This is a genomic window from Comamonas odontotermitis (assembly GCF_014207855.1).
GTDB lineage: Bacteria > Pseudomonadota > Gammaproteobacteria > Burkholderiales > Burkholderiaceae_C > Comamonas > Comamonas odontotermitis_A.
On the sequence record NZ_JACHKZ010000014.1, the window covers coordinates 60,109 to 82,136 of the forward strand.

Genomic DNA, 22,028 nt, shown 5'->3' on the forward strand with positions numbered 1-22,028 from the left:
CCAGCGTCCTCAATAGGCCGAACTAGATCTGCACTCAATCCAACTGCCCCAACCCCACCGCATTGCCATGGCGGTCGCGCAAGCGGACCATGGTGCCGCCACGGTTCATCAGTGGCTTGCTCAAAAACTGGTGCCACACCCATGCGCCGTTTTCCCCCGGCTGCCCGCAGCTCGCATCGACGCCTTTGCGGTTGGTGATGGGTGTGCAGACCACCAGGCCGTCTGCCGACGTCACGGTGTCGCCATCTGCGCGGGTGAGGGTGATAGTTTTCTGAACCAGCGGCAGAAACCATTGCCCCAGCATCTCTTCTGCGAAATTGGCCGGTCTTTCAAGCTGCAGCCGGCGAATGCGCACGGGGGCTTCCTGTGGCAGTTGCAACTGGCCTACCGTCCACCACATCCATTCTTCCAGGGGTTTGTCGTCGGATCGCTGGTAGGCGAACTCCAGTTGCGCGTCGCCTGCGCGATTGCGAAGCTGCGCCGACTGTCTGGCTCCGCCCAGGCTGCGGCCTCCCGCATATTCTTCCATGGGAATGGTGGCGGCTGTTGCCGGTGAGCTCGCACCTTTGCTCAGGTACGCAGCGCTTCCCATGTGAAATGTGGGCCGTGCATCGGCGCGGTAGTTGTAGACCTGCAGGATGGCCGTACTGCCCTGGATATCCACAGCCAGACCTCGCCCCGGCTTGCCGGTCAGCTCGTCCTCCACGACCCAGGTGCCGTTGATGGGCATCAAGGTGTGGAGGTATTTATTGGGCACACAGACGGGACAGGTAGCGCCTCCCCACGAGAAATGACTTTGCAGGTAGTTTTGTTGAACATGCGTATTCCACAGCGTGGTATCGCTACCGTTCTGAGGGCCGAATGCATCTGCCCCTGCGTTGTAGCCGGTAGTTGGCATCGATATGCCAGCTTGCTTGTCCCCCATGTGCACCGTGCCGGTGACTTCATAGCCCACCAGCTCGAATTGCATGCGGTCCACCCAGGGGCCAGCTACGGGCTCTGGAGACATATTGGTATTGATATAAGGAGGCTTGCCAATGGCGGTGCATGAAAAACGGGCGCGTGTGCCGACCAATTGGCACGCCATCTCTTGAAACGTGGTGTAGACAACCCGGTCAGTCCTTCGATCGGCGGGCTGCGACAAATACAGGTGGAAACTGTTGTCCTCGTTCCGGAGCATGTCCAGCCGCCAGTCGTAGGCAACATCTCCTTGTGGATTCTGTACCAGCAACTGCACGACGCGGATGCCGTTTTGCATGCGTGGGTTGGTGGCTGCGGGCTCATCACTTTGCACCAGGAGTCGCTCGATCGCCATGGCTGGCTCGTTGGGGAACTGGATCGTGCCCGTGAGGCCGTTTTTGAAGCTTACCGTCACATGGCCCAGCGATTTGTCTTCCACGGCATCGCGCGCCTCGCTGCCAAAGCTGCGCCCGCCCTGGTAGCGCATGAGCGGCGCTGTTACGCCATTGCCTTGCATCTGGCCGGTGGCGGTGTAGAAGGTGGCGTCGCCATTGTTCTCGTACCCAAACACCTGCATGAAGAAGGTGTTGCCTTGCACGTCAATCGCTAGGCCCCGGCCGGGTTTGCCATTCAGCTCTTCGCTGATGACCCAGGTGCCCGTCTGGGGCGTGAAGTCGCGTGCGGCCCAGCTGGCGGTACTGGCTGCCAGAGTGAATGCCATTGCGGCGGCAGCGATGGTTTTTTGCAGAATCGGATTGCGGGTGTCTGGCACGTTGTCTCCCATGGTTTGGAAGGCAGTATAGAGGGGCGATTTTTCAGAAAGTGGAGGGGCGCCCCTAGCCATTGCCTCAAATATCATGCCCGGTATTTTGCAAAGCGTTATACAGCGCGGGCGCAACGCGCATTCAGCGCCTTCTCAGCTGTACTGATCGGTGTAGTAATGGCGGGCGCAAGAGGCGCAGGCAAACAGGGATATTTCTCGCAGCGATTCGGGCGGGCCGCTAGCGCGAAAGTCTCGGGGCTTGGCACCGGGGCCATTCTCCCAGTACTGGTGGGTTTGCTGCACGGCAAGCAGCTCCTGCAAGCTGGCTGGGCAGGCGATAAATTCGCACCAGGTGTCGCAACAGAGCGGCCAGTCCAACCTTCCCTGAAGAAAAAGCGGCGCATCGGGCAACTGGTGAAATTCGCGCCACGCCTTTTGCGGGTCTTGAGCCAGGCGCTGGACGGTGTGCTCGACAGCCCAGGTGTCGGTTCGCCGCACGTTGCCGCCATGGATGCACTCTGCGCACAGGTAATGCACTTCGGGCTCTTCTTGCGCCAGCAGGGTGTCAGCAGCTTTTCGGGGATCGATGATCTCGCCGCTGTAGCGGTAAGCGGGCACCTCGCGGCGTTCGCACTGCTGGCATACCTCGCCCTCCACGCTGCGCAGCGCGGCATCGGCAACAGATTTGAAAATCTTCCCCATTCTTTATCTCCATCAGTCATGACCATCACGTGCCCGGCTCGATTTTGAGGTAGGACGACGGCCATTTCTGCATGTCTTTATTGCTGCATATAGTGCATTTATCATTTGCAACTGGCTATATTGATGCATAAATTCGATGTGCATAGGATCACCTTCTCATTGTTTTTCAGGGATAGAAGCCATGGCCGTAGCGATTCGAATTCACAGCACAGGTGCGCCTGATGTCATGCAGATGGAAGAGGTGCATCTTTCATCGCCAGGGCCGGGCGAGGTATTGCTTGCGCAGACCGCCATCGGCGTCAACCCGCTGGATGTCAGCCAGCGCAAAGGGGCGGTTGCGATTGCGCTGCCTTCCGGGTTGGGGCTGGAAGGGGCTGCAACGGTCACCGCCGTTGGCGCGGGGGTCCAGGGCTTGCATGTGGGCGACCGCGTGGGTTACGCCACCGGCCCCTTGGGCGCATATGCAAGTGCGCGTCTGTTTCCTGCAGAGCGGTTGGTCAAGCTGCCTGATGCTCTTGGCGACGATGCCGCTGCGGCGGTGCTGTTCAAGGGCATCACGGCCCAGTACCTGCTCAAGGCTACCGGGCAGGTCGGGCAGGGCTCGCGGGTGTTGATTTATGGCGCGGCGGGTGCCCTGGGGCAGCTCATGTGCGCCTGGGCGCAGCACCTGGGCGCGCATGTGCTGGGCGTGGTGTCCAAGGCGGCCAGTGTGGAGCGCGCGCGGGCGGCAGGCTGCGACGAGGTGTTTGTTTTCGATGCGCAGACGCTCGCCGCGCAGGTGGCGCAAGCCACGCAGGGCCAGAAGGTGGATGTGGTGTACGACTCCATTGGCAAGGCAACCTTTCTCACATCGCTTGACTGCCTGCGCCCTCGCGGGCTGATGGTGTCGCTGGGCGCGACTTCGGGCCTGCCGCCCGCAATCGAGGTGGGAACGCTCAACGCCAAGGGTTCGCTGTTTCTCACCCGTCCCTCATTGGCTGCCCATACGGCCACGGCAGAGGAATACCAGAGCCGCGCGCACGATGTTTTGAGCGCCGTGTCGAATGGCATACTCACGCCCCGCATCTGGAAAAGCTATGCGCTGGCAGAAGCGGCGCAGGCACACACGGATCTGGAGCAAGGGCGCTCGCAAGGCGCGATCGTTCTCAAACCCTGATTGTGGAAGGACACCATGGAGATGCTCGACAGCCAGCACGCCGATGAGTTGGCTACATTGCTAGCGTTGGCAGACAAGGGCTCGTTTGCGGCGGCAGGGCGTGCGCTGGAGCGCCACCCTTCGGTGCTCTCCAAACGTATGCAGGCCCTGGAGCGCAGGCTGGGCGTGCGGCTGGTGGAGCGCACCACGCGGCAGCTGCACTTCACCAGCGAAGGCAGGCTGCTGGTCGACAAGGTGCGGCAGGCCACGGCCCTGATCCGCGACGCCGAGCAGGAGGCGGCGCAGGGCGCGCGCGACATGCGGGGGCGTCTGCGCCTGTCGATGCCCGCCACGATGGGGCGGCGCTGGATCAGCCCGATGCTGGCGGATTTTGCCCTGGCCCATCCGCAGGTTGCGCTGGAGGTGGAGTACAGCGAGCGGATCGCCGATGTGGTGGGGGAGCGCTTTGATGCCGCCATCCGCATCGGCCATCTGCCTGACAGCGGGCTGGTGGCCACGCGGCTGTGCGACCAGCACCGCATTCTGTGCGCCTCGGCCAGCTACCTGGCTCGCCACGAAGCGCCCAAGACACCGGCAGACCTGGCCTGCCACAACTGCCTGGGCTACACCGGGCTGCGCTCCTTTCCGGAATGGACGCTGGTGCAGCCCGCTGCAAAGGGCAGGGCGAGGCTTGCAGAATCGGTGCGAGTGACCGGCTCCATGACGAGCAACGACAACGAGGCACTGCTGCACGCGGCGCTCAAGGGCGTTGGCATCGTCTCGGGCAGCGATTGGCACCTGATGCCTGCCGTGCAGGCAGGCGCGCTCGTTCGCATCCTGCCGCAATGGACGCTTGGAGACGCAGGCGGCATCTACCTTGTGCGCCCATCGGCGCAATACAGCACAGCGGCCATGGCGGCGCTCAAGCAATGGCTGGCGCAGGCATTTGCGGCAGCGCCCTGGCGCAGCGCGACTGCCTGAGGTGTGGCATGCGCTGCGGCGATGGAGCACCGCCCGCAGCGGATAAAACCGGGCATTTTTCCCTCATGGGCGGTGCAAAGCCGCTATTCTTTCGCTTTCACCATAAGAGACCGATCCTATGAAGACCGTATTTCGCCACACAGCGCTTGCCATCAGCATTGCGCTGGCCTGTGCCGCAGCCCAGGCCGACACCTTGAAAAAGCCCGCGCTGGATGCGATTGCCGCCGAGGCGATCAAGACGCCAGCGACCTTCCCGCAGTTTCTGCAGAACGCTGCCAAGCAGGATGCGAGCGTGGCAAGTGCTGTGCAACGCTACACGGCTGGTGAGGCGCTGCAGGGCGACGACCTGACCAATGTGGCGCGTCTCTTGGGGCTGTACACGCGGCTGACGCAGGAAACCCAGGTACTGGGCAGCATCACGCAAATGGTGGCGCTGCCAACCGTGCGCGACGCCAAGATTGCTCCGCACGACAGCCAGGCCATCATCGATTTTGGCGCCCTGGTGGAAAAGATGGCCAAGGACTTTGGCCTGCAGTACCGCAACGTGGACAACCGTATTTTTGAAGTGACCCTGCCCGCGACGGCGCCGCAGGCAGGGGGCCAGGAGTTCGGCATCCTCACCCACGCCGATGTGGTGCCCGTGGTGCCTGCGGAATGGGTGATCGAGGGCAAGCAGCTCGATCCTTTCAAGGTCACCCGCATTGGCGACAAGCTGTATGGGCGCGGCACGATTGACGACAAGGGATCGATTGCCACCGTGCTGTTTGCCATGAAGGCGGTGAAGGATGCCAAGCTGCCGCTGCAGCGCGGCATTCGCCTCATGATCGAAACCACCGAGGAAACCGGTGGCGACGCGATGAAGTACTACCGCACCAAGACCCAACTGCCCGAGTACAACATCGTGCTCGACAGCAAATACCCGGCTGTGGTGGCCGAAAAGGGCACCGGCGCGATCAAGGCCTTCTTTGCCGATGTGAAGACCGATGGCCAGCAGCCCGCAATCACCGCCATGGTGGGCGCGGCCTCGTCGAACGCGATTGCGCAGACCGCAACGGCCAGCATCGAGGCGGGTAACGCCGCTGCGCTGGCAGCCGTTGCGCAGAAATTGCAGGCGGCCAAGGATGCCTATGTGACGCAGAACCAGCAGTACGGCAAGTTCAGCATCGATATTGCGCCTGCCGCCAACAAGATCGACATCAAGGTCACCGGCAGCTCGGCACACGGCTCCCGTCCCGAAGAAGGCGTGAACCCGGTGCCGCGCCTGGCGATGTTCCTGCAGCAGAGCCTGATGGAAGACGGCGCGCAGCCGCTCTTGGCGCGCAACCAGTACAGCGATGCAGTGCGCTATATCAACGGCGTGTACGGGCTGGATTATTTTGGCAAGGGCCTGGGGCTGGCGTATGCCGATGACTTCATGGGCCCGCTCACCATTTCGCCCAACTTCATCAAGGCGGCGGGCGGCCAGTTGGAGGTGACGGCCAACGCCCGCATGCCGCGCGGCAAGACGCCCGAGCAGCTCAAGGCCGAAGTGGAAAAGGGCATTGCCAACTGGAGTGCCGCTGCCAAGGTGCCGGTGAAGATCGACTACACCCAAGGCAACTGGATGGCGCGCGACCCCAAGGGCGCGTGGCTGACAACCTTGCTGAATATCTTTGGCGACACCACGGGGCTGGACGCCAAGCCGGTGCCGACCGCTGGCAGCACCACCGCCAAGCTGATGCCCAACGCCATCAACTTTGGCCCCGCCATGCCCGGCAAGAAGTACACCGCGCACAACGCGCTCGAATACAAGGAGCTGCCTGACCTGCAGGCCGACATGCAGATGTTCACCGAAATGCTGGTGCGTATCGGCAATCTGCAGTCGATGCAGTAATCCACTTCTTTTGAAGCAAGGCCCGCGCGCTTTACCAGCGCAGCGGGCCTTTTTATTGGAAAGCGAAGGCTCAGGCCTTGCGCAGCGCCCGGTAGTTGTTGGCAAATGCCTGCGCAGCGGCGGCCACCTGCGCTGCCGTCTTGCCAGGCTTGAACAGCGACGAACCGATGCCAAAACCAGCCGCACCTGCCTCCAGCCAGGGCGCCATGTTGTCGGGCGAGATGCCGCCCACGGGGTAGATGCCGGTGCCTGGTGGCAGCACGGCCAGCAGGGCTTTGACCACGGCGGGCGAAGCCAGCTCGGCGGGAAAGATTTTCAGGCCATGCGCGCCATGCGCCAGCGCCGTGAACGCCTCGGTGGGCGTAAGCACGCCCGGCAGGCTGATGAGGCCGAGCTTGACCGATTCATCAATCACCGCCGGGTTGCAGTTGGGCGAGATGACGAGCTGGCCGCCTGCAGCATGCACATCGCGCACCTGCTGCACCGTCAGCACCGTGCCTGCGCCCACCAGTACTTGGGGATAAGCGGCGCGCATGGCAGCAATGCTGCGAAGCGGGTCGGGCGAGTTCAGCGGCACCTCCCACAGGCCAAAGCCACCGGCGTGCAACGCGGTGCCTACTTCGACAGCATCGGCAGGTTGCAGGCCGCGCAGAATGGCGATTAGCGGCAGCTGCGCCTGCAGTGCCTGAAAACGGGTGAGCAAATTCATGAGGAGGTGCCTGTCAGATATTGGTAGATGGCCTGGTGGCCGGCCCAGGTGGCTTCATCGCCAAAGGCCACGGCCTCGCAGCCCGCGTGGCGCAATGCCAGCGTATAGCGTTGCACGAGTGCGGCAGAGCCGATCAGCGCCACGCGCGTACCGGCAGCAGGTTGCATGGTGGCCATTTCCTGGCCGATCAACAGGCCCGAGAGGTAGCTGGCCGATTGCGCGGGGCTCAGCGCCCCAAACAGGCTGAGGGCGCGTGTGCCAAACAGCAGGTGGCTGAGCGCATCGCTGCTGCGCGCCCGCTCCAGGCCCTGTGCAAATGCGGTTTCATCCAGCGGCGCGCTGCTGTCCAGCGTCTTGCCCAGAATGGAGTGCTGGGCCAGCACGGCAAACAGCTCGCCGGTCATGAAAGTCTTGAAGCCGGTGATGCTGCGCCCCTGTGCCTGCACCCATTTGCTGTGTGTACCGGGCAGCACCAGCAGGCCGCTGTCCTGCCCCATCAGGTGCAGCGCGCCCATCACCTGAATCTCTTCGCCACGCATCACATCGGGCACGCCATGCGCTGCATCCACACTGGCCTGCGGCACCACGCTCATGCCCGGCACGATGGCGGTGGGAATGCCGTGCGCCCCCTCCAGCCACAGCAGCTGGTTGCAGAGCGCGCCAAAGCCTGCGGGGCAGGGGCAATAGGCGGCTTCCTGCCAGCCCTGGCGGCTGCCGACCATGCCCGAGAGCAGGCACATATCGGGCTGCAGCGCAAGCCAGTCGCCAAAGTGCCTGTCAAACGCAGCAGCAAAGCCGCCGGGCTCTACCTGCAGAATGCCTTGCGGCAAGGCCCTTTGCTGCGCAATGTGGCCTTGCGCGTCGATGAGCACACCGCGCAGCGAAGTGGTTCCCCAGTCGATGGCAATGAGGCGCGGACGGTTGTCGCCCGGCGCGCGGGCGGTGAATGTGGGTGGGCGGGGCATGGAGGTCGCGGTCAGAAAAAACAACGCACCAGCGTGCGGTGCAGGCGCTGGTGCGGATTGTAGAAGCGGGGGGTGCAAAGCGGCGTCGCGTGTAAGACCCTTACAGCGCTGCTGGGTCGCGTTGCCAGTGGTGCATCACAGCGGCTTGTACGCCGTTACATCGATCTCGACCTTGGCGTCGATCATCAGGCGCGATTCGACCGTGGAGCGCGCGGGGCGGTGCTCGCCAAAGCATTCCATGTACACGCGGTTGAAGCTGCCGAAATCGCGCGGATCGTCGAGCCAGACATTGACCTTGGCGACGTCTTGCAGCGTGCAGCCAGCCAGCGCCAGTGCCTCTTCCAGGCGCTTGAAGACCTGGCGCGTCTGCGCTTCGATGCCGCCTTGCACGACCTGGCCCTGGTCGTCGGTCGGCACGGTGCCCGATACGAAAACAAAGTCGCCAGCGCGCACGGCGGGCGAGAGCGGGCGCGCCAGGCGGTCGGACGCGACGGGGGATTGGCCTAGGGTAACTACTGGCATGGTTTCATCTCCTTTGTGTAAAGATATTACATCAACAACACCAAAAACTGTCAATGTTTTGACGAAAGGCCGGTTTTTAGGGGTTGTGATGTAAAGAATTTTCCTTATTAAACGCCCTTGATGAAAGCCCGCACCATGAACGCCTTCGCACTGCTTCCCCGGACATCACGTCGCCAACTGCTGGCCGCCGCCCTGGTGGCGGCAGGCTGCGCCAGCCTGCCGGCGGGCAGCGCCTGGGCGCAGGCGGGCGCCAAGGGCGGTGCGGCCAACCTGGCGATGATCGGCGAGCCGCAGAGCCTCGACCCGATGGTCAGCTCCACCGATCTGGTGGGCACCATCATGCAGCACGTGTTCGAGCCGCTCTACACCTTTGATGCGCAGTGGAACATCAAGCCGATGCTGGCCGAAGGCATGCCCACCATCTCGGCCGATGGCCTCACCTACACCATTGCCCTGCGCAAGGGCGTCAAGTTTCACAACGACAAGGACATGACGGCCGACGACGTGGTCGCATCGCTGCAGCGCTGGATGGATGTGTCGGCGCGCGGCAAGGCCGTGGCGCAGGAGATTGCCAGCATGACGGCCAAGAATGCAAACACCGTGGAGATCAAGCTCAAGGCCGTGTATGCGCCGCTGCTGGCGCATCTGGCCATGCCCAGCGGCATGGCAGGCATCATGCCCAAGGAGGCGATTGCGCCGGTGCTCAAGGATTTCATCGGCACGGGCCCCTACAAGCTCAAGGAGCGCAAGCCAGACCAGTTCACCGTGCTGGCGCGCTTTGACAAGTACGCAGCCCGCAGCGAGCCTGCAAGCGGCTATGCGGGCAAGCGCGAAGCACTGCTTGATGAGTTGCGCTTTGTGCCCGTGCCTAACGCCACGACGCGGGTGGAGGGCGTGCTGTCGGGCCAGTTCCAGTACTCCGATCTGCTGCAGGTCGAGTCGATGGGCCGCATCGAAAAGGGTGCGCCGAACGTGGTGCCCATCGTGACGCAGAACTTCGGCTTCCCCTACATCGTCTTCAACACCAAGGAAGGCGTGCTCGCCAAGAAGGAGCTGCGCCAGGCGGTGCAGACAGCCATGGGCCCGGCCGAGATGCTGCAGGCCGGTTTTGGCGACAAGCGCTTCTTCACCGCCGAGCCCAATTTCTTCCCCAAGGGCACGCCGTATTACTCGGACGCCGGCGCCAAGCAGTACAACCAGAAGAATCCACAAGTGGCCAAGGACCAGGCCGCCAAAGCGGGCTACAAGGCTGAGCCGATCCGCATCATGGCCAGCCGCCAGTACGAGTTCCACTACAACATGGCGCTGGTGATGGCCGAGCACCTCAAGCGTGCAGGCTTCAAGACCGATCTGCAGGTGGTGGATTGGGCAACGCTGGTGCAGCGCCGCAACGACGCCAAGCTGTGGGATGTGTACGTGACGCACTCGGGCCTGTTCCCCGAGCCCATGCTCTCGCCCCCGCAAATGGGCAGCGGCGCCCCCGGCTGGTGGGAAACCGACACCAAAAAGGCGGCGCTCACCGCGTTCAACAGCGAGCCAGACGTTGCCAAGCGCGGCCCGCTGTGGGGCAAGGTGCAGGGCCTGATCTACGACGAAGTGCCGTTTGTGGAAGTGGGCAAGTTCAACGCGCTGTCGGCGCGCTCGTCCAAGCTGCAAGGCTATACCGCCATGCCGTGGCCGTTCTTCTGGAACACGTCGCTCGCCAAGTAAAAAGCGCGCCCAGAGGTTTCCCATGCTGCATTTCTTACTCAAGCGCCTGGGCGGCGCGCTGGTGGTGCTCGCCATCGTCGCCGTGCTGGTGTTTCTGCTCACGCGCCTTGCGTCGGGTGACCCGGTGGCCCTGCTGCTGGGCGATCAGGCCACTGCCGCCGATATTGCCGCCGCCCGCGTGCAGTACGGGCTGGACAAGCCGCTTACCACGCAGTTCGTGCTGTGGATCGGCCAGGTGCTGCAGGGCAACCTGGGGCAGTCGCTGTTTCTGCAGATGCCAGTCACCCATGCGCTGCTCGAACGTGCCGAGCCCACCTTGTTCCTCGCGCTGTTTGCGGTATCGATTGCGGCGCTGATCGGCGTGCCTTGCGGCATGGCCGCTGCCGTGTGGCGCGGCAGCTGGGCAGACCAGATCGTCAGCACCGTGGCCATGCTGGGGGCCAGCATTCCCAGCTTCTGGTTCGGGCTCATTCTGATCCAGATCTTTGCCGTGCACCTGGGCTGGTTTCCGGCATCGGGCTATGGCGACCCGGATTCCACGCTGGGCCAGCGCCTGCAGCACCTGCTGCTGCCCGCGCTGGTGCTGGGTGTGCTCAACTCGGCGCTGATCATCCGCTTCACCCGCGCCTCGGTGCTCGACATTCTGGGTGAAGACTATGTGCGCACTGCCCGCGCCAAGGGCCTGGCCGAGGGCGTGGTGCTGTGCAAGCATGTGCTGCGCAACGCGCTGGTGCCCATCGTCACCGTGCTGGGTCTCACGCTCGCGCTGATGATTGGCGGCACCGTGGTGACCGAGACCGTGTTCAACCTGCCGGGCGTGGGCAACCTGGTGGTGCGCGCCGTGCTGCGGCGCGATTACCCGGTCATCCAGGGCACCTTGCTGGTGATTGCTGCCATCTACGTGTTCATCAACCTGGCCATCGACCTGCTGTACACCGTGGTCGATCCGCGCATCCGCCTGGAGAGCAAGTGATGAACGCACCAACCTCTTCCGCATCCACTCCTGTTTCTGCAACTTCTGGCGCAGGCTGGGCGAGCGCTGCATGGGTGAAAACCTTGAAGCGCCTGTTTGCCCGCAAGATCGTGCTGGCCAGCGCCATCGTGCTGTTTCTGATCGTGGCGACTGCCGTGTGCTATCCGCTGCTGACCGATGCCGACCCCAATGACATGAACATCAGCATGCGCCTGCATGCACCGTCGTGGGCGCACTGGGCGGGCAACGACGAGCTGGGCCGCGATGTGATGGCGCGCATCATCTTTGGCGCGCGCTATTCGCTGATGATCGGCTTCTTCACCGCGCTGGGCGCAGTGGTGCTGGGAACCCTCATCGGCATGTTAGCAGGCTACTTTCGCAGGCTCGATGCGCCGCTGATGCGCCTGGTGGACGCGATGATGGCTTTCCCTGACATTCTGCTGGGCATTGCGCTCGTGTCCATCCTGGGCGCTTCGCTGTGGAACGTGATCCTCGCGCTCACCATCGTCTATACGCCCCGGGTGGCGCGCGTGGTGCGCGCATCGACCCTGGTGCTGCGCGAGCTGCTGTTTGTCGATGCAGCCAAGGCGCTGGGCGTGAGCACGCCAATGATTCTGTGGCGCCACATCCTGCCCAACCTGCTCTCGCCGGTGCTGGTGCAGGTCACCTTCATCTTTGCCTATGCCATCCTTGCCGAGGCGGGTCTGTCGTTCCTGGGGGTGGGCGTGCCGCCCGAGATTCCCACCTGGGGCACCATGATTGCCGGCAGCCTGGAATACGCCGACAAGGCGTTCTGGACGATCCTGACGCCCGGTATCGCCATTGTGCTCACGGCCCTGTCGCTGCAACTGCTGGGCGACGGCGTGCGCGACCTGCTCGACCCCAAGCTGAAGAAGAAATCATGATGAGCACCGCCACGCAAACCGCTGCCAATGCAGCCCACGCAGCCCACGCCCAGCAGCCCGCCATGGCCACGCCACGGCTCGATGTGCGCTCGCTGTCGACCTCGTTCGCCACCGATGGCGGCCGGGTGCAGAGCGTCTCGGACGTGAGCTTTCGCATCATGCCGGGCCAGACGCTGGCCCTGGTGGGCGAATCGGGCTCGGGCAAATCCGTCACCAGCCTGTCGCTGATGGGCCTGCACGCCAAGACCTCGCACGCACAGGTGCAGGGCGAGGCGCACTTTGTGCTGCGCGATGGCCGCACGGTCGATCTGCTCCGGCTGGAGCATGCCGCGCTGCGCGCGCTGCGCGGCAATGAGATGGCCATGGTTTTTCAGGAGCCGATGACCAGCCTGAACCCGGTGCTTACCGTGGGCGAGCAGATCGCAGAATCGGTGCGCCTGCACATGGGGCTGGACAAGGCGGGGGCGCTGAAGCATGCGCAGCGCATGCTGGAGCTGGTCGAGATTCCGGCGGCGGCTCAGCGCGTGCATGAGTATCCGCACCAGCTCTCGGGCGGCATGCGCCAGCGCGTGATGATTGCGCTGGCCATGGCCTGCAACCCGACCTTGCTGATTGCCGACGAGCCCACCACGGCGCTTGATGTGACGATCCAGGCCCAGATTCTGGCGCTGATGGGGCGGTTGCAGAAGGAGACGGGCATGAGCATTCTGTTTGTGACCCACAACCTGGGTGTGGTGGCGCAGTACGCCGATGCGATTGCGGTGATGTATGCCGGCCGCATTGTCGAGACCGCCAGCGTGCACGATTTGTTTGCCGCGCCCAAGCACCCATACACCCAGGGGCTGCTGGGCTGCCTGCCAGGCATGGCGCGCAAGCGTGAGCTGGAGGCTGCCGCCTCTGCCACGCGCGCGGGTGGCAAACCTGCCTTCATGCCCAAGCGCAGGCTCGACGCCATTCCCGGCCAGGTCTCCAGCCTGCTGAGTCCGCCCCCTGGCTGCGCCTTTGCGCCGCGCTGCAGCCAGAAGTTGCCCGCCTGCGAAGCCGCCATGCCGGGTCTGGATGTATTGAACGCAGACAGCTGGCCGGCGCGCCAGGTGCGCTGCATCCGCGCGGGAGAAAGCGCATGAGCATGACCGATACCCTGGAACGCACCGCTGGCAGCGCGGCCGATGCCGCCGCCGCAGAACCGCTGGTCCGTATCCAGCAGCTGAGCAAGCAATTTGGCTCGGGCGCGCACCCGGTGCGCGCGGTCGACAACGTCTCGTTCGACATCTTTCCAGGCGAAACCTTGGGCCTGGTGGGCGAGTCGGGCTCGGGCAAGAGCACGATTGGCCGCCTGCTCACACGCCTGATCGAGCCTACCGCTGGCAGCCTGCAATACCGCAAGGATGGCCAGGTGGTGGATCTGGCGCACCTGAGCCAGCGCGAGCTGCGGCCCTTGCGCTCCGATATCCAGATCATTTTTCAGGACCCGTATGCCAGCCTGAACCCGCGCATGCGCATCCGCGATGTGCTGGGCGAGGCCTTGTCCACCCACGGTATGGCGACTGGCGCGGCGCGGCAAAAGCGTATCGAGGAGCTGCTGGAGCAGGTGGGCCTGCGGCCCGAGCATGCCGAGCGCTTTCCGCACGAGTTTTCGGGCGGACAGCGCCAGCGCATTGGCATTGCCCGCGCGCTGGCCGTGCAGCCGCGCTTCATCGTGGCGGACGAGCCGCTGTCGGCGCTCGATGTGTCGATCCAGGCGCAGGTGGTCAACCTGCTGGGTGATCTGAAAGACCGTTTGGGGCTGACCTTGTTGTTCATTTCCCACGATCTGGATGTGGTGGAATACCTGTGTGATCGCGTGGTGGTGCTGTACCTGGGCCGTGTGGTGGAGGTTGCTCCCACCGAGGCCCTGTACGCCCGGCCACGCCATCCGTATACACAGGCGCTGCTGGCGGCTGCGCCAATTCCTGATCCGGCGCAACGCCGCACAATTCCGCTGCTGTCCGGCGATCTGCCCAGCCCCAAGAATCCGCCCAGCGGCTGCGTGTTCCGTACCCGCTGCCCGCAGGCGGAGAGCCAATGTGCGCAGGCCGATATGCAGCTGCGTGCAGTGGGCGGCAGCCATACGGGCCACCTGCAGGCCTGCTGGAAAGTACAAGACTGAGGAGTTTGAGATGCAACCCGATTTTGTTGTGGACCACCGCTGCAAGAGCTATCCACCGACCGCCGCGCCCATGCAGGCCTCGCAACTGGCCGCGCGCGGCTGGAACGTGCTGCGCGATGACCTGCCGTACCCGCTGGCCGTCATCCGCCGGTCGGCGCTGGAGCACAATGCGCGTTGGATGCAGGATTACGCCGCGCGCCGCAACATCCAGTTTGCGCCGCACGGCAAGACCACCATGTCGCCCCAGCTGTTTGACATGCAGCTCAAGGGCGGCGCCTGGGGCCTGACCTTTGCCACGATCTACCAGTTGTCGGTCGGGGTGGAAGCGGGCATGCGCCGCGCCATCATCGCCAACCAGGTGGTGGCGCCTGCCGATCTGGATGGGCTCGATGCCCTGCTGGCGCGGCACAGCGATCTGCGGGTGTGGTTTCTCGTCGATTCGATTGCGCAGCTGCGCTGCATCGAAGACTGGGCCAAGGCGCGCGGCAGCCAGCGCGCCTTCGATGTGCTGATCGAAGTGGGCATCCCCGGCCAGCGCACCGGCGTGCGCACGCTGGACGAAGCCGTGGCGCTGGCGCAGGCCGTGCATGCATCGCCTGCGGCGCGCCTGGGCGGCATCGAATGCTATGAAGGGGGCCTGGCCCAATGCAACTCGGCACATGATGTGCCTGCGGTGGCGGAGATGGTGCGCCGCGTGGTGGATATTGCCAAGGCCTGCGATGCGCAGGGCCTGCTGCCCGATGCACAGCCGATTCTGAGCGCGGGCGGCTCGGCCATTTTTGACCTGGTGGTGCCGCTGCTGCAGGGCGCGGGCCTGTCGCGCAGCTTCATGGGCGTGCTGCGCTCGGGCTGCTACATCACCCACGACCATGGCAACTACCAGCGCCTGCTCAAGCTGGTGGAGCAGCGCGAAGGCCTGCAGGATTCGCTGCAGGCGGCGCTGGAGGTCTGGTCCGTGGTGCAGTCCGTGCCCGAGCCGGGCCTGGCGTTGCTGACCTGCGGCCGCCGCGATATCTCGTACGACCTGGAGATGCCTTCGGTGCAGCGCATTGCCGTGCGCGGCAGCACCACGGCGCAGGCCGCGCCTGCGGGCTGGAAGATCAGTGCACTCAACGACCAGCACGCCTACCTGCGGTTCGATCCCGCACAGGGCGCGCCCGCCGTGGGCGACCGCGTGTCGCTGGGCATATCGCACCCTTGCACCACGTTTGACAAATGGCGCTGGATTGCCGTGGTGGACGACGCCTGGAACCTGGTGGATGCCATTGAAACGAGGTTCTGAAATGCCCACCTCACGGCCCGTTCTCACCCTGCAGGTGCTGCAGCAGCAGCAATCCGCGCTGCCGCTGGCGCAGCGCCAGGTGATTGATGTCATCCTGCAGGACCCGGGCGCTGCCGTGCTCGCCACGGTGGAGCAGCTGGCCGCGCAGGCCCATGTGTCCATGCCCACCATCGTGCGCATGTGCCGCCGCTTTGGCTATGACTCGGTGCGCGAATTCATGGTGGCGCTGGCGCAGACGCTGGCGGTGTCGGGCTCGCACCTGCACCGCAGTGTGCGCGAGGACGATTCCACGGGCGATGTGGTCAGCAAGATCGTGCATGCCGCAGCGGGCGCGATCGCCAATCTGGGGCAAAAGCTCGATGCTGCGTTGATCGACGAGGTGGCGGCCAAGATGGCAGCGGCCACGCGCATCGACTGTTATTCGGTGGGGGCTGCATCGTCCTTCATGGCGCAGGAGCTGCAAAGCCGCCTGTTCCGCCTGGGGCTGACGTCGAACGCGATCTTTGATGCGCACCAGCAACTGGTGTCGGCCTCGACGCTGGGCAAGAAGGGCGTGGCCTTTGTCATCTCGCACGTCGGGCGCATGCCCTTCACGCTGGAGGCCGCGCAGTTTGCCCGCCAGCAGGGTGCCACGGTGGTGGCGCTGACCCAGCCGGGCACGCCGCTGGCCGAGCTGGCAGACCATGTGCTGGCCGTTACCGTGCCGCAGGATGCGGTGATGCGCGTGGGCACCGAGGCCTATCTGGCGCACCTGGTGGTGATCGAGATTTTGATGGTGCGGCTGGCGCAGATTCTGGGCCCGCGCGTCATCACCGGCATGCAGCAGTACAAGCGGCTGCTCGAAACCCATGGTTTTGACAGCTACGAATACATGGGTTTTCAGCAGCCCGCGCAGCAGCGCCGCAGTGCGGCACTGGGCGCAGAGCCCGCGCCCGTGCCGCGCAAGAAAGGCGCCAGTGCCAAAAAGGGCGGCGGCCAGGGCAGCAAGCAGTCGCGCAAGCAGGATTGAAGAGAGCTTTTGGAAAGCACAGCATGGATCGCAAAGTGTGGTTGAGGAACGGCCTGGTGGTGGATGGCACCGGCAGCGCCGAATTTGTGGGCGACGTATGGTTGCAAGGCGATCGCATCGTGTGCGTGCTTGCGAAAGATGCACCCGCCGATGCGGCCCTGGCCCGCGCCGTTGCAGCCTGGCAGCAAGAAGGCCCGCAGACCATCGACTGCACCGGCAAGGTGATTGCCCCGGGCTTCATCGATGTGCACACCCACGACGACGCTGCCGCGCTGAACAACCCGGGCATGCTGCCCAAGCTCTCGCAAGGGGTGACGACGGTGATTGCCGGCAACTGCGGCATCTCGCTGGCGCCGGTGGTGACCGATGCGCCGATGGCGCCGCTGTCGCTGCTGGGTGATCGGCAGTTCCGCTTTTCCACCATGAAAGACTATGCAGCGGCCGTGGATGCAGCGCAGCCTGCCATCAATATTGCGGCTTTGTTGGGGCACACGGCGCTGCGTATCAAGCACATGGCCGATTTGAACCGGCCCGCCAATGAGGCCGAGCGTGCGGCAATGGCTGCGGATATGCGTGAAGCGATGGAGGCGGGGGCACTGGGTCTGTCGAGCGGCATTTTCTACCGCGAGGCCTATGCGGCCGATATGCAGGAGCTGGTGGCCGTGGCCACCGAGGCGGCCCGCCATGGCGGCGTGTACGCCACGCACATCCGCGATGAGCTCGAAGGCATTCTGGAGGCCATGCTGGAGGCCGCAGGCACGGCGCAGCAATCGGGGCTGCCGCTGGTTTTGTCGCACCACAAATGCGCGGGCTCGGCCAACTGGGGCCGCACGCTGCAGACCCTGCCGCTGGCCGAAAAGCTGGCGCAGCAGCAGGAGCTGTCGATGGACGTGTACCCGTACACGGCGGGCTCCACCGTGCTGCGAGAAGACCTGGTGGACGGCGTGATCGACATCCTCATTACCCGCAGCGAAACGCACCCCGAGGTGGCGGGCCGCTACCTGCGCGATATTGCGGCTGCGTGGGGGCAGAGCGAGTACGACACCTGCGTGCAGCTCAAGCCCGGCAATGCCTGCTATTTCCAGATGCGCGAGGACGATGTGCAGCGCGTCATCACGCACCCGTTGTCGATGATCGGCTCTGACGGCCTGCCCAACGACGAGCGCCCGCACCCGCGCCTGTGGGGTGCGTTTCCGCGCGTGCTGGCCATGTACTGGCGCGACAAGGGCGTGCTGAGCCTCGCGCAGGCCATCCACAAGATGACGGGGCTGTCGGCCCAGCGCTTTCGCCTGGCCGGGCGCGGCGTGCTGGCCGCTGGCAAGGCAGCCGATGTGGTGGTGTTCGACCCGGCGCGCATCCAGGACCGCGCCACGTTTGAAGACCCCAAGCAACTGAGCGCGGGGGTGGAGGCCGTGTGGGTCAACGGGGTGCTCAGCTATACGGAGCAAGATGGCGCCTTGCCCCAGCGCGGCGGCCGCTTTGTGCGGCGAGCCACGGCCTGACCGTCTGGCCACTTGAATGAAGCAGCGCCCCTGGAGGGCGCTTTTTTTTTGCTGGCAGGACAGTCGATCAACCATTCGATTTGTGAATCAAACCATCCGTACAAAACATTGGACGCGAATCGTCAAACCTTGCACCATGCATGAAGCCCACAGAGGCTCAAGCACAACTGCACAGGAGACAACACGATGCAACGACGCCAGACAATGGTATGGGCAGCCGCCGCGCTGGCTGCGGCTGTGGCTGCGCCGGTGAGCCGCGCCCAGGGGAGCTACCCGAGCGCTCCGATCACGATGATTGTGCCGTTCGCGGCAGGCAGCGGCACCGACGCGGTGGCGCGCGCCGTGGGGCAGAAGCTGGGCGAGCGGCTGGGGCAGCCGGTGATTGTGGACAACCGCGCGGGCGCGAATGCGCAGATTGCCGTGGCAGCAGTGCTCAAGGCCAAGCCGGACGGGCAGACGCTGTTCATGACCACCAACACCTCGCATTCGGCCAATCCCTGGCTGGTCAAGAACCTCAAGTACGACCCGATCAAGGATTTCACGCCCATCGCCCGTGTGGGCGAGTTGCCGTTCGCGCTGGCGGTGAATGTGGATTCGCCCGTCAAGTCGGTGCAGGATCTGATCGACTACGCCAAGGCCCATCCGGGCAAGATTTCGTACGCCACGCCCAATAGCACCTCGCTCGTGGCGTCCGAGACGCTGCGCTTTCTGACCAAGACCGACATCGTGGGCGTGCCGTACAAATCAAGCCCGCAGGCGCTGACCGACCTGATGGGCAACCAGGTACAGATGTATGTGGTGGACCTGGGCTCGGGCGGCAGCATGCTCAAGGCAGGCAAGGTGCGCGCGTTGGGCGTGACGGCGGCCAAGGGCTCGTCCCAGCTGCCGGGGGTACCCCCCATCGGAAAAACCCTGCAGGGCTTTGACATCACTTCATGGAACGGCATCTTCGCCCCGGCGGGCACGCCGCCCGCGATAGTGAACAAGCTCAATACCGAGCTGCAGGCTGTGCTGGCCGACACCGAGGTGCAGAAGCAGCTGGCGGTGATCGGCTTCGAAGTCTGGCCCACCAAGACGCCGCAGGAGTTCGCCACCTATGTGGCCGACCAGCTGCAGTACTGGGGCAAGCTGGTCAAGCAGGCCGACATTCCTGCGCAGTGATTTTTGAATGAAACAGCCTTTGGTGCTTTCTTACTAAGCACTTTTGCTATTGATTTGGTAGTTACCGCCATGGCATCCAAGTATTTGATCCGCGCCGCCGATGTGCCCGCGTACAGCCCGGCCAACCACACCGGCACCTTCAACCGCCGCCTCGTCAGCAGCGCCAATGTGGGGGCGCAGCACATGGAGGTGGTGCTGGGCGAAATCGCCAAGGGCGGCGGCGCGCTGCCGCATGCCCACCCGGGCATGGAGCAGGCCTGCTACCTGCTGGACGGCACGGCGCATGTCGAGGTCGAGGGCGAATCGTTCGAGATGGTGCCTGGCGATACCTGCTTTTTTCCGGCGGACGCCATGCACATCTTCCAGACCACCAGCGATACGCCCGCGAAGCTGCTGGTGATCTACAGCCCGCCCTACGGCGAGAACCCGGCGCGCGTCCGTCGGCCTGAAGGCTCCGGCCACTGATTGGATATTGAGGAACACACCATGGATTTCGCACTGACCGAAGAGCAGCAGCAGATCGTCGATGCCATCGAAAAAGTCTGCGCACCGTTTGATGCCGATTACTGGCATGCACGCGACGACGACGGCGAGTTCCCCGAGGCCTTCTACCGCGCGCTGGCCGACGCGGGCTGGCTGGGCATTGCCATGCCCGAGGAGTTTGGCGGCGCGGGCTTAGGCATCACCGAGGCGGCGCTGATGATGCACACCATCTCTGCCACGGGCGCGGGCCTCTCGGGGGCCTCTGCCGTGCACATGAACATCTTTGGCCTGCACCCGGTCGTGGTCTACGGCACGCAGGAGCAGAAGGCGCGCATGCTGCCGCCCTTGATCGCAGGCAAGGACAAGGCCTGCTTTGGCGTGACCGAGCCCAACACCGGCCTCAACACGCTCAAGCTCAAGACCCGCGCCGTGCGCGGCACGGACAGCGAAGGCGATCACTACCTGGTGCACGGCCAGAAGGTGTTCATCTCCACGGCGCAGGAGGCGAGCAAGATTTTGTTGCTGGCGCGCACCAAGCCGGTGGAAGAGTGCAAGGGCACCGAAGGCCTGTCACTGTTCTACACCAACTTCGACCGCAGCAAGATCGAGGTGCACGAGATTCCCAAAATGGGCCGCAAGTGCGTGGACACGAACCAGCTCTTCATCGACGGGCTGCGCATTCCGGTGGAAGACCGCATTGGGGAGGAGGGGCGTGGCTTCGAGTACATCCTGCACGGCATGAACCCCGAGCGCATCCTGATTGCCTGCGAGGCCATCGGCCTGGGGCGCGCCGCGCTCTCGCGCGCTGCCAAGTACGCCGGCGAGCGCGAGGTGTTCAACCGCCCCATCGGCAAGAACCAGGGCATTCAGCACCCGCTGGCAGAGCGCTGGATCGAGCTGGAAGCGGCCTTTCTGCTGGCCATGAAAGCCGCCTGGCTGTACGACCAGCACAAGCCTTGCGGCGCCGAGGCCAATGCGGCCAAGTACTTCGGTGCCGAGGCGGGGTTTCGCGCTTGCGAGACGGCGATCTTCACGCACGGCGGCATGGGCTATGCGAAGGAATTCCATGTGGAGCGCTACATGCGCGAGAGCTGGATTCCGCGCCTGGCGCCGGTGAGCCCGCAGCTCATTCTGTGCTTCATTGCCGAGAAGGTGCTGGGCCTGCCCAAGTCGTACTGATCAAGTCGTACGGATCAGTCGTATTGATTGCTGCTACGCCAGAGCGGTGCCGAGCACGATGGATACGCGCGCCGCGCCGCCTCCAAACCTGCGGAAAACAGCGGGGCTGCACAGGCTGGGGCATGATACGCAGATGAAAACCCATCTGCTGCGTTACTTTGTGGTGCTGGCCGAAGAGCTGCATTTTGGCCGTGCCGCCGAGCGCCTGGCCATCACCCAGCCGCCGCTGTCGGTTGCCATCAAGTCGCTGGAAGAGGACCTGGGCGTGCGCCTGCTGGAGCGCGATGCCAAGCAGGTTCGGTTGACCGATGCGGGCGCTGCGTTTCTGATCGAGGCCCGTCTGGTGCTGGGCCAGATACAGCGCGCCGCCGACGTGGCGCGCAACGTGGCGCAGGGCAAGCAGGGGCAGCTGGCCATTGGCGTGACCGGATCGATGATCTACCGCGACCTGCCGCGCGTGATGCAGACCTTTGGCGCCCAGCGGCCCGATATCGACATTACCTTGCACGAAATGTCTACCACCGAGCAGCAGGCAGCCATTGCACGCGGCCAGCTGCAGGGCGGTTTTGTCAACATCATCACGCCCGCGCCGGGGCTGGCGCTATGGCCCCTGGCCCCCGACACCCTGGTGTGCTGCCTGCCCGAGGCGCACCCCCAGGCGCAGCAGGCCAGCATTGACCTGCGCAGCCTCGCGCATGAGCGTTTTGTGATGTTTGTGCGCGAGGTCAGCCCCGCCAATTACGACAATGTCATCGCCTGCCTGCACAACGCAGGCATTCACCCGCGCACCAGCCATGCGGTGCGCCAGTGGCTCACGGTGATTGCCCTCGTGGCCATCGGCCAGGGCGTGGCGCTGGTGCCTTCGTGCCTGCAGCGTGCGGGCATGGCGGGTGTGCGCTTTGTGCCGCTGCAAAGCAGCAACAGTCTGGCCGCGCATACGGCGGGGGCTTTTGTGTGGCATCCGCAGGTGGTGTCGGCGCCGCTGCAGGCGTTCATTGACGTGGTGCGCGGGCCTGTGCCAGAGGATCAGTTGCCCGCAGCGCAGTAGCCTCTGTTGCTGCACTG

Annotated in this window: 20 protein-coding genes; 15 read left to right on the top strand and 5 right to left on the bottom strand. The window is 64.3% G+C overall.

Going from position 1 to position 22,028, the window contains the following annotated elements:
* Positions 1–34: 34 nt before the first annotated feature.
* Together HNP33_RS12265 and HNP33_RS12270 are read right to left on the bottom strand one after the other, a co-directional pair.
* Positions 35–1,744 (bottom strand): hypothetical protein, encoded by a 1,710-nt coding sequence (locus tag HNP33_RS12265; protein WP_221452063.1) that lies wholly within the window; start codon positions 1,742–1,744, stop codon positions 35–37.
* A gap of 132 nt (positions 1,745–1,876) precedes the next feature.
* Positions 1,877–2,425 carry a hypothetical protein gene (locus HNP33_RS12270; protein ID WP_184708821.1) on the bottom strand — a complete coding sequence of 183 codons (549 nt, stop codon included), beginning with the start codon at positions 2,423–2,425 and terminating at the stop codon, positions 1,877–1,879.
* Between the two features lie 181 nt (positions 2,426–2,606).
* Between HNP33_RS12270 and HNP33_RS12275 the strand changes: the two genes are divergently transcribed.
* The 3 genes from HNP33_RS12275 to HNP33_RS12285 all read left to right on the top strand — a co-directional run bounded on the left by HNP33_RS12275 (position 2,607) and on the right by HNP33_RS12285 (position 6,414).
* Positions 2,607–3,581 (top strand): quinone oxidoreductase family protein, encoded by a 975-nt coding sequence (locus HNP33_RS12275; RefSeq protein ID WP_184708823.1) that lies wholly within the window; start codon positions 2,607–2,609, stop codon positions 3,579–3,581.
* A 15-nt stretch (positions 3,582–3,596) separates the two neighbouring features.
* Positions 3,597–4,541 carry a LysR family transcriptional regulator gene (locus tag HNP33_RS12280; RefSeq protein WP_184708825.1) on the top strand — a complete coding sequence of 315 codons (945 nt, stop codon included), beginning with the start codon at positions 3,597–3,599 and terminating at the stop codon, positions 4,539–4,541.
* Positions 4,542–4,659: 118 nt separating this feature from the next.
* Positions 4,660–6,414 carry a dipeptidase gene (locus tag HNP33_RS12285; protein WP_184708827.1) on the top strand — a complete coding sequence of 585 codons (1,755 nt, stop codon included), beginning with the start codon at positions 4,660–4,662 and terminating at the stop codon, positions 6,412–6,414.
* 70 nt (positions 6,415–6,484) lie between these two features.
* On the opposite strand, the gene HNP33_RS12290 is transcribed toward HNP33_RS12285, so the two are convergent.
* From HNP33_RS12290 to HNP33_RS12300, 3 genes are all read right to left on the bottom strand, one after another.
* Positions 6,485–7,123, bottom strand: coding sequence for a 2-dehydro-3-deoxy-6-phosphogalactonate aldolase (locus HNP33_RS12290; protein ID WP_184708829.1), 639 nt, complete (start codon positions 7,121–7,123; stop codon positions 6,485–6,487).
* Entirely contained in the window at positions 7,120–8,088 is a 969-nt protein-coding gene (locus tag HNP33_RS12295) for a 2-dehydro-3-deoxygalactonokinase (protein WP_184708831.1), read from the bottom strand. Before HNP33_RS12295 ends, HNP33_RS12290 begins: the two co-directional genes overlap by 4 nt.
* Positions 8,089–8,223: 135 nt before the next feature.
* On the bottom strand, positions 8,224–8,610 hold the full coding sequence (locus HNP33_RS12300; protein WP_184708833.1) for a RidA family protein: 387 nt from the start codon (positions 8,608–8,610) through the stop codon (positions 8,224–8,226).
* A gap of 135 nt (positions 8,611–8,745) precedes the next feature.
* On the opposite strand from HNP33_RS12300, the gene HNP33_RS12305 reads away from it, so the two are divergent.
* From HNP33_RS12305 to HNP33_RS12360, 12 genes are all read left to right on the top strand, one after another.
* Positions 8,746–10,320: an ABC transporter substrate-binding protein gene (locus tag HNP33_RS12305; RefSeq protein ID WP_233464507.1), complete on the top strand. Its 1,575-nt coding sequence runs from the start codon at positions 8,746–8,748 to the stop codon at positions 10,318–10,320.
* Between the two features lie 22 nt (positions 10,321–10,342).
* Positions 10,343–11,293 (top strand): ABC transporter permease, encoded by a 951-nt coding sequence (locus tag HNP33_RS12310; protein ID WP_184708838.1) that lies wholly within the window; start codon positions 10,343–10,345, stop codon positions 11,291–11,293.
* Positions 11,293–12,198, top strand: coding sequence for an ABC transporter permease (locus HNP33_RS12315; RefSeq protein ID WP_184708839.1), 906 nt, complete (start codon positions 11,293–11,295; stop codon positions 12,196–12,198). The genes HNP33_RS12310 and HNP33_RS12315 overlap by 1 nt, the downstream gene beginning before the upstream one ends.
* Positions 12,199–12,260: 62 nt before the next feature.
* Positions 12,261–13,325 carry an ABC transporter ATP-binding protein gene (locus HNP33_RS12320; RefSeq protein WP_184708898.1) on the top strand — a complete coding sequence of 355 codons (1,065 nt, stop codon included), beginning with the start codon at positions 12,261–12,263 and terminating at the stop codon, positions 13,323–13,325.
* 2 nt (positions 13,326–13,327) lie between these two features.
* Entirely contained in the window at positions 13,328–14,347 is a 1,020-nt protein-coding gene (locus HNP33_RS12325; RefSeq protein ID WP_184708900.1) for an ABC transporter ATP-binding protein, read from the top strand.
* A gap of 10 nt (positions 14,348–14,357) precedes the next feature.
* Complete coding sequence (locus HNP33_RS12330; protein ID WP_184708841.1) at positions 14,358–15,629, top strand: amino acid deaminase; 1,272 nt, start codon at positions 14,358–14,360, stop codon at positions 15,627–15,629.
* A 1-nt stretch (position 15,630) separates the two neighbouring features.
* A complete protein-coding gene (locus tag HNP33_RS12335) occupies positions 15,631–16,638 on the top strand; it encodes a MurR/RpiR family transcriptional regulator (protein ID WP_184708843.1) in 1,008 nt (335 codons plus the stop codon).
* A gap of 23 nt (positions 16,639–16,661) precedes the next feature.
* Complete coding sequence (locus HNP33_RS12340) at positions 16,662–18,140, top strand: N-acyl-D-amino-acid deacylase family protein (protein ID WP_184708845.1); 1,479 nt, start codon at positions 16,662–16,664, stop codon at positions 18,138–18,140.
* Between the two features lie 186 nt (positions 18,141–18,326).
* Positions 18,327–19,301: a Bug family tripartite tricarboxylate transporter substrate binding protein gene (locus HNP33_RS12345; RefSeq protein WP_184708847.1), complete on the top strand. Its 975-nt coding sequence runs from the start codon at positions 18,327–18,329 to the stop codon at positions 19,299–19,301.
* 69 nt (positions 19,302–19,370) lie between these two features.
* Complete coding sequence (locus HNP33_RS12350; protein WP_184708849.1) at positions 19,371–19,766, top strand: cupin domain-containing protein; 396 nt, start codon at positions 19,371–19,373, stop codon at positions 19,764–19,766.
* A 21-nt stretch (positions 19,767–19,787) separates the two neighbouring features.
* A complete protein-coding gene (locus HNP33_RS12355; protein ID WP_184708851.1) occupies positions 19,788–20,963 on the top strand; it encodes an acyl-CoA dehydrogenase family protein in 1,176 nt (391 codons plus the stop codon).
* Between the two features lie 133 nt (positions 20,964–21,096).
* Positions 21,097–22,011 (top strand): LysR family transcriptional regulator, encoded by a 915-nt coding sequence (locus tag HNP33_RS12360; RefSeq protein ID WP_184708853.1) that lies wholly within the window; start codon positions 21,097–21,099, stop codon positions 22,009–22,011.
* Positions 22,012–22,028: the final 17 nt, after the last annotated feature.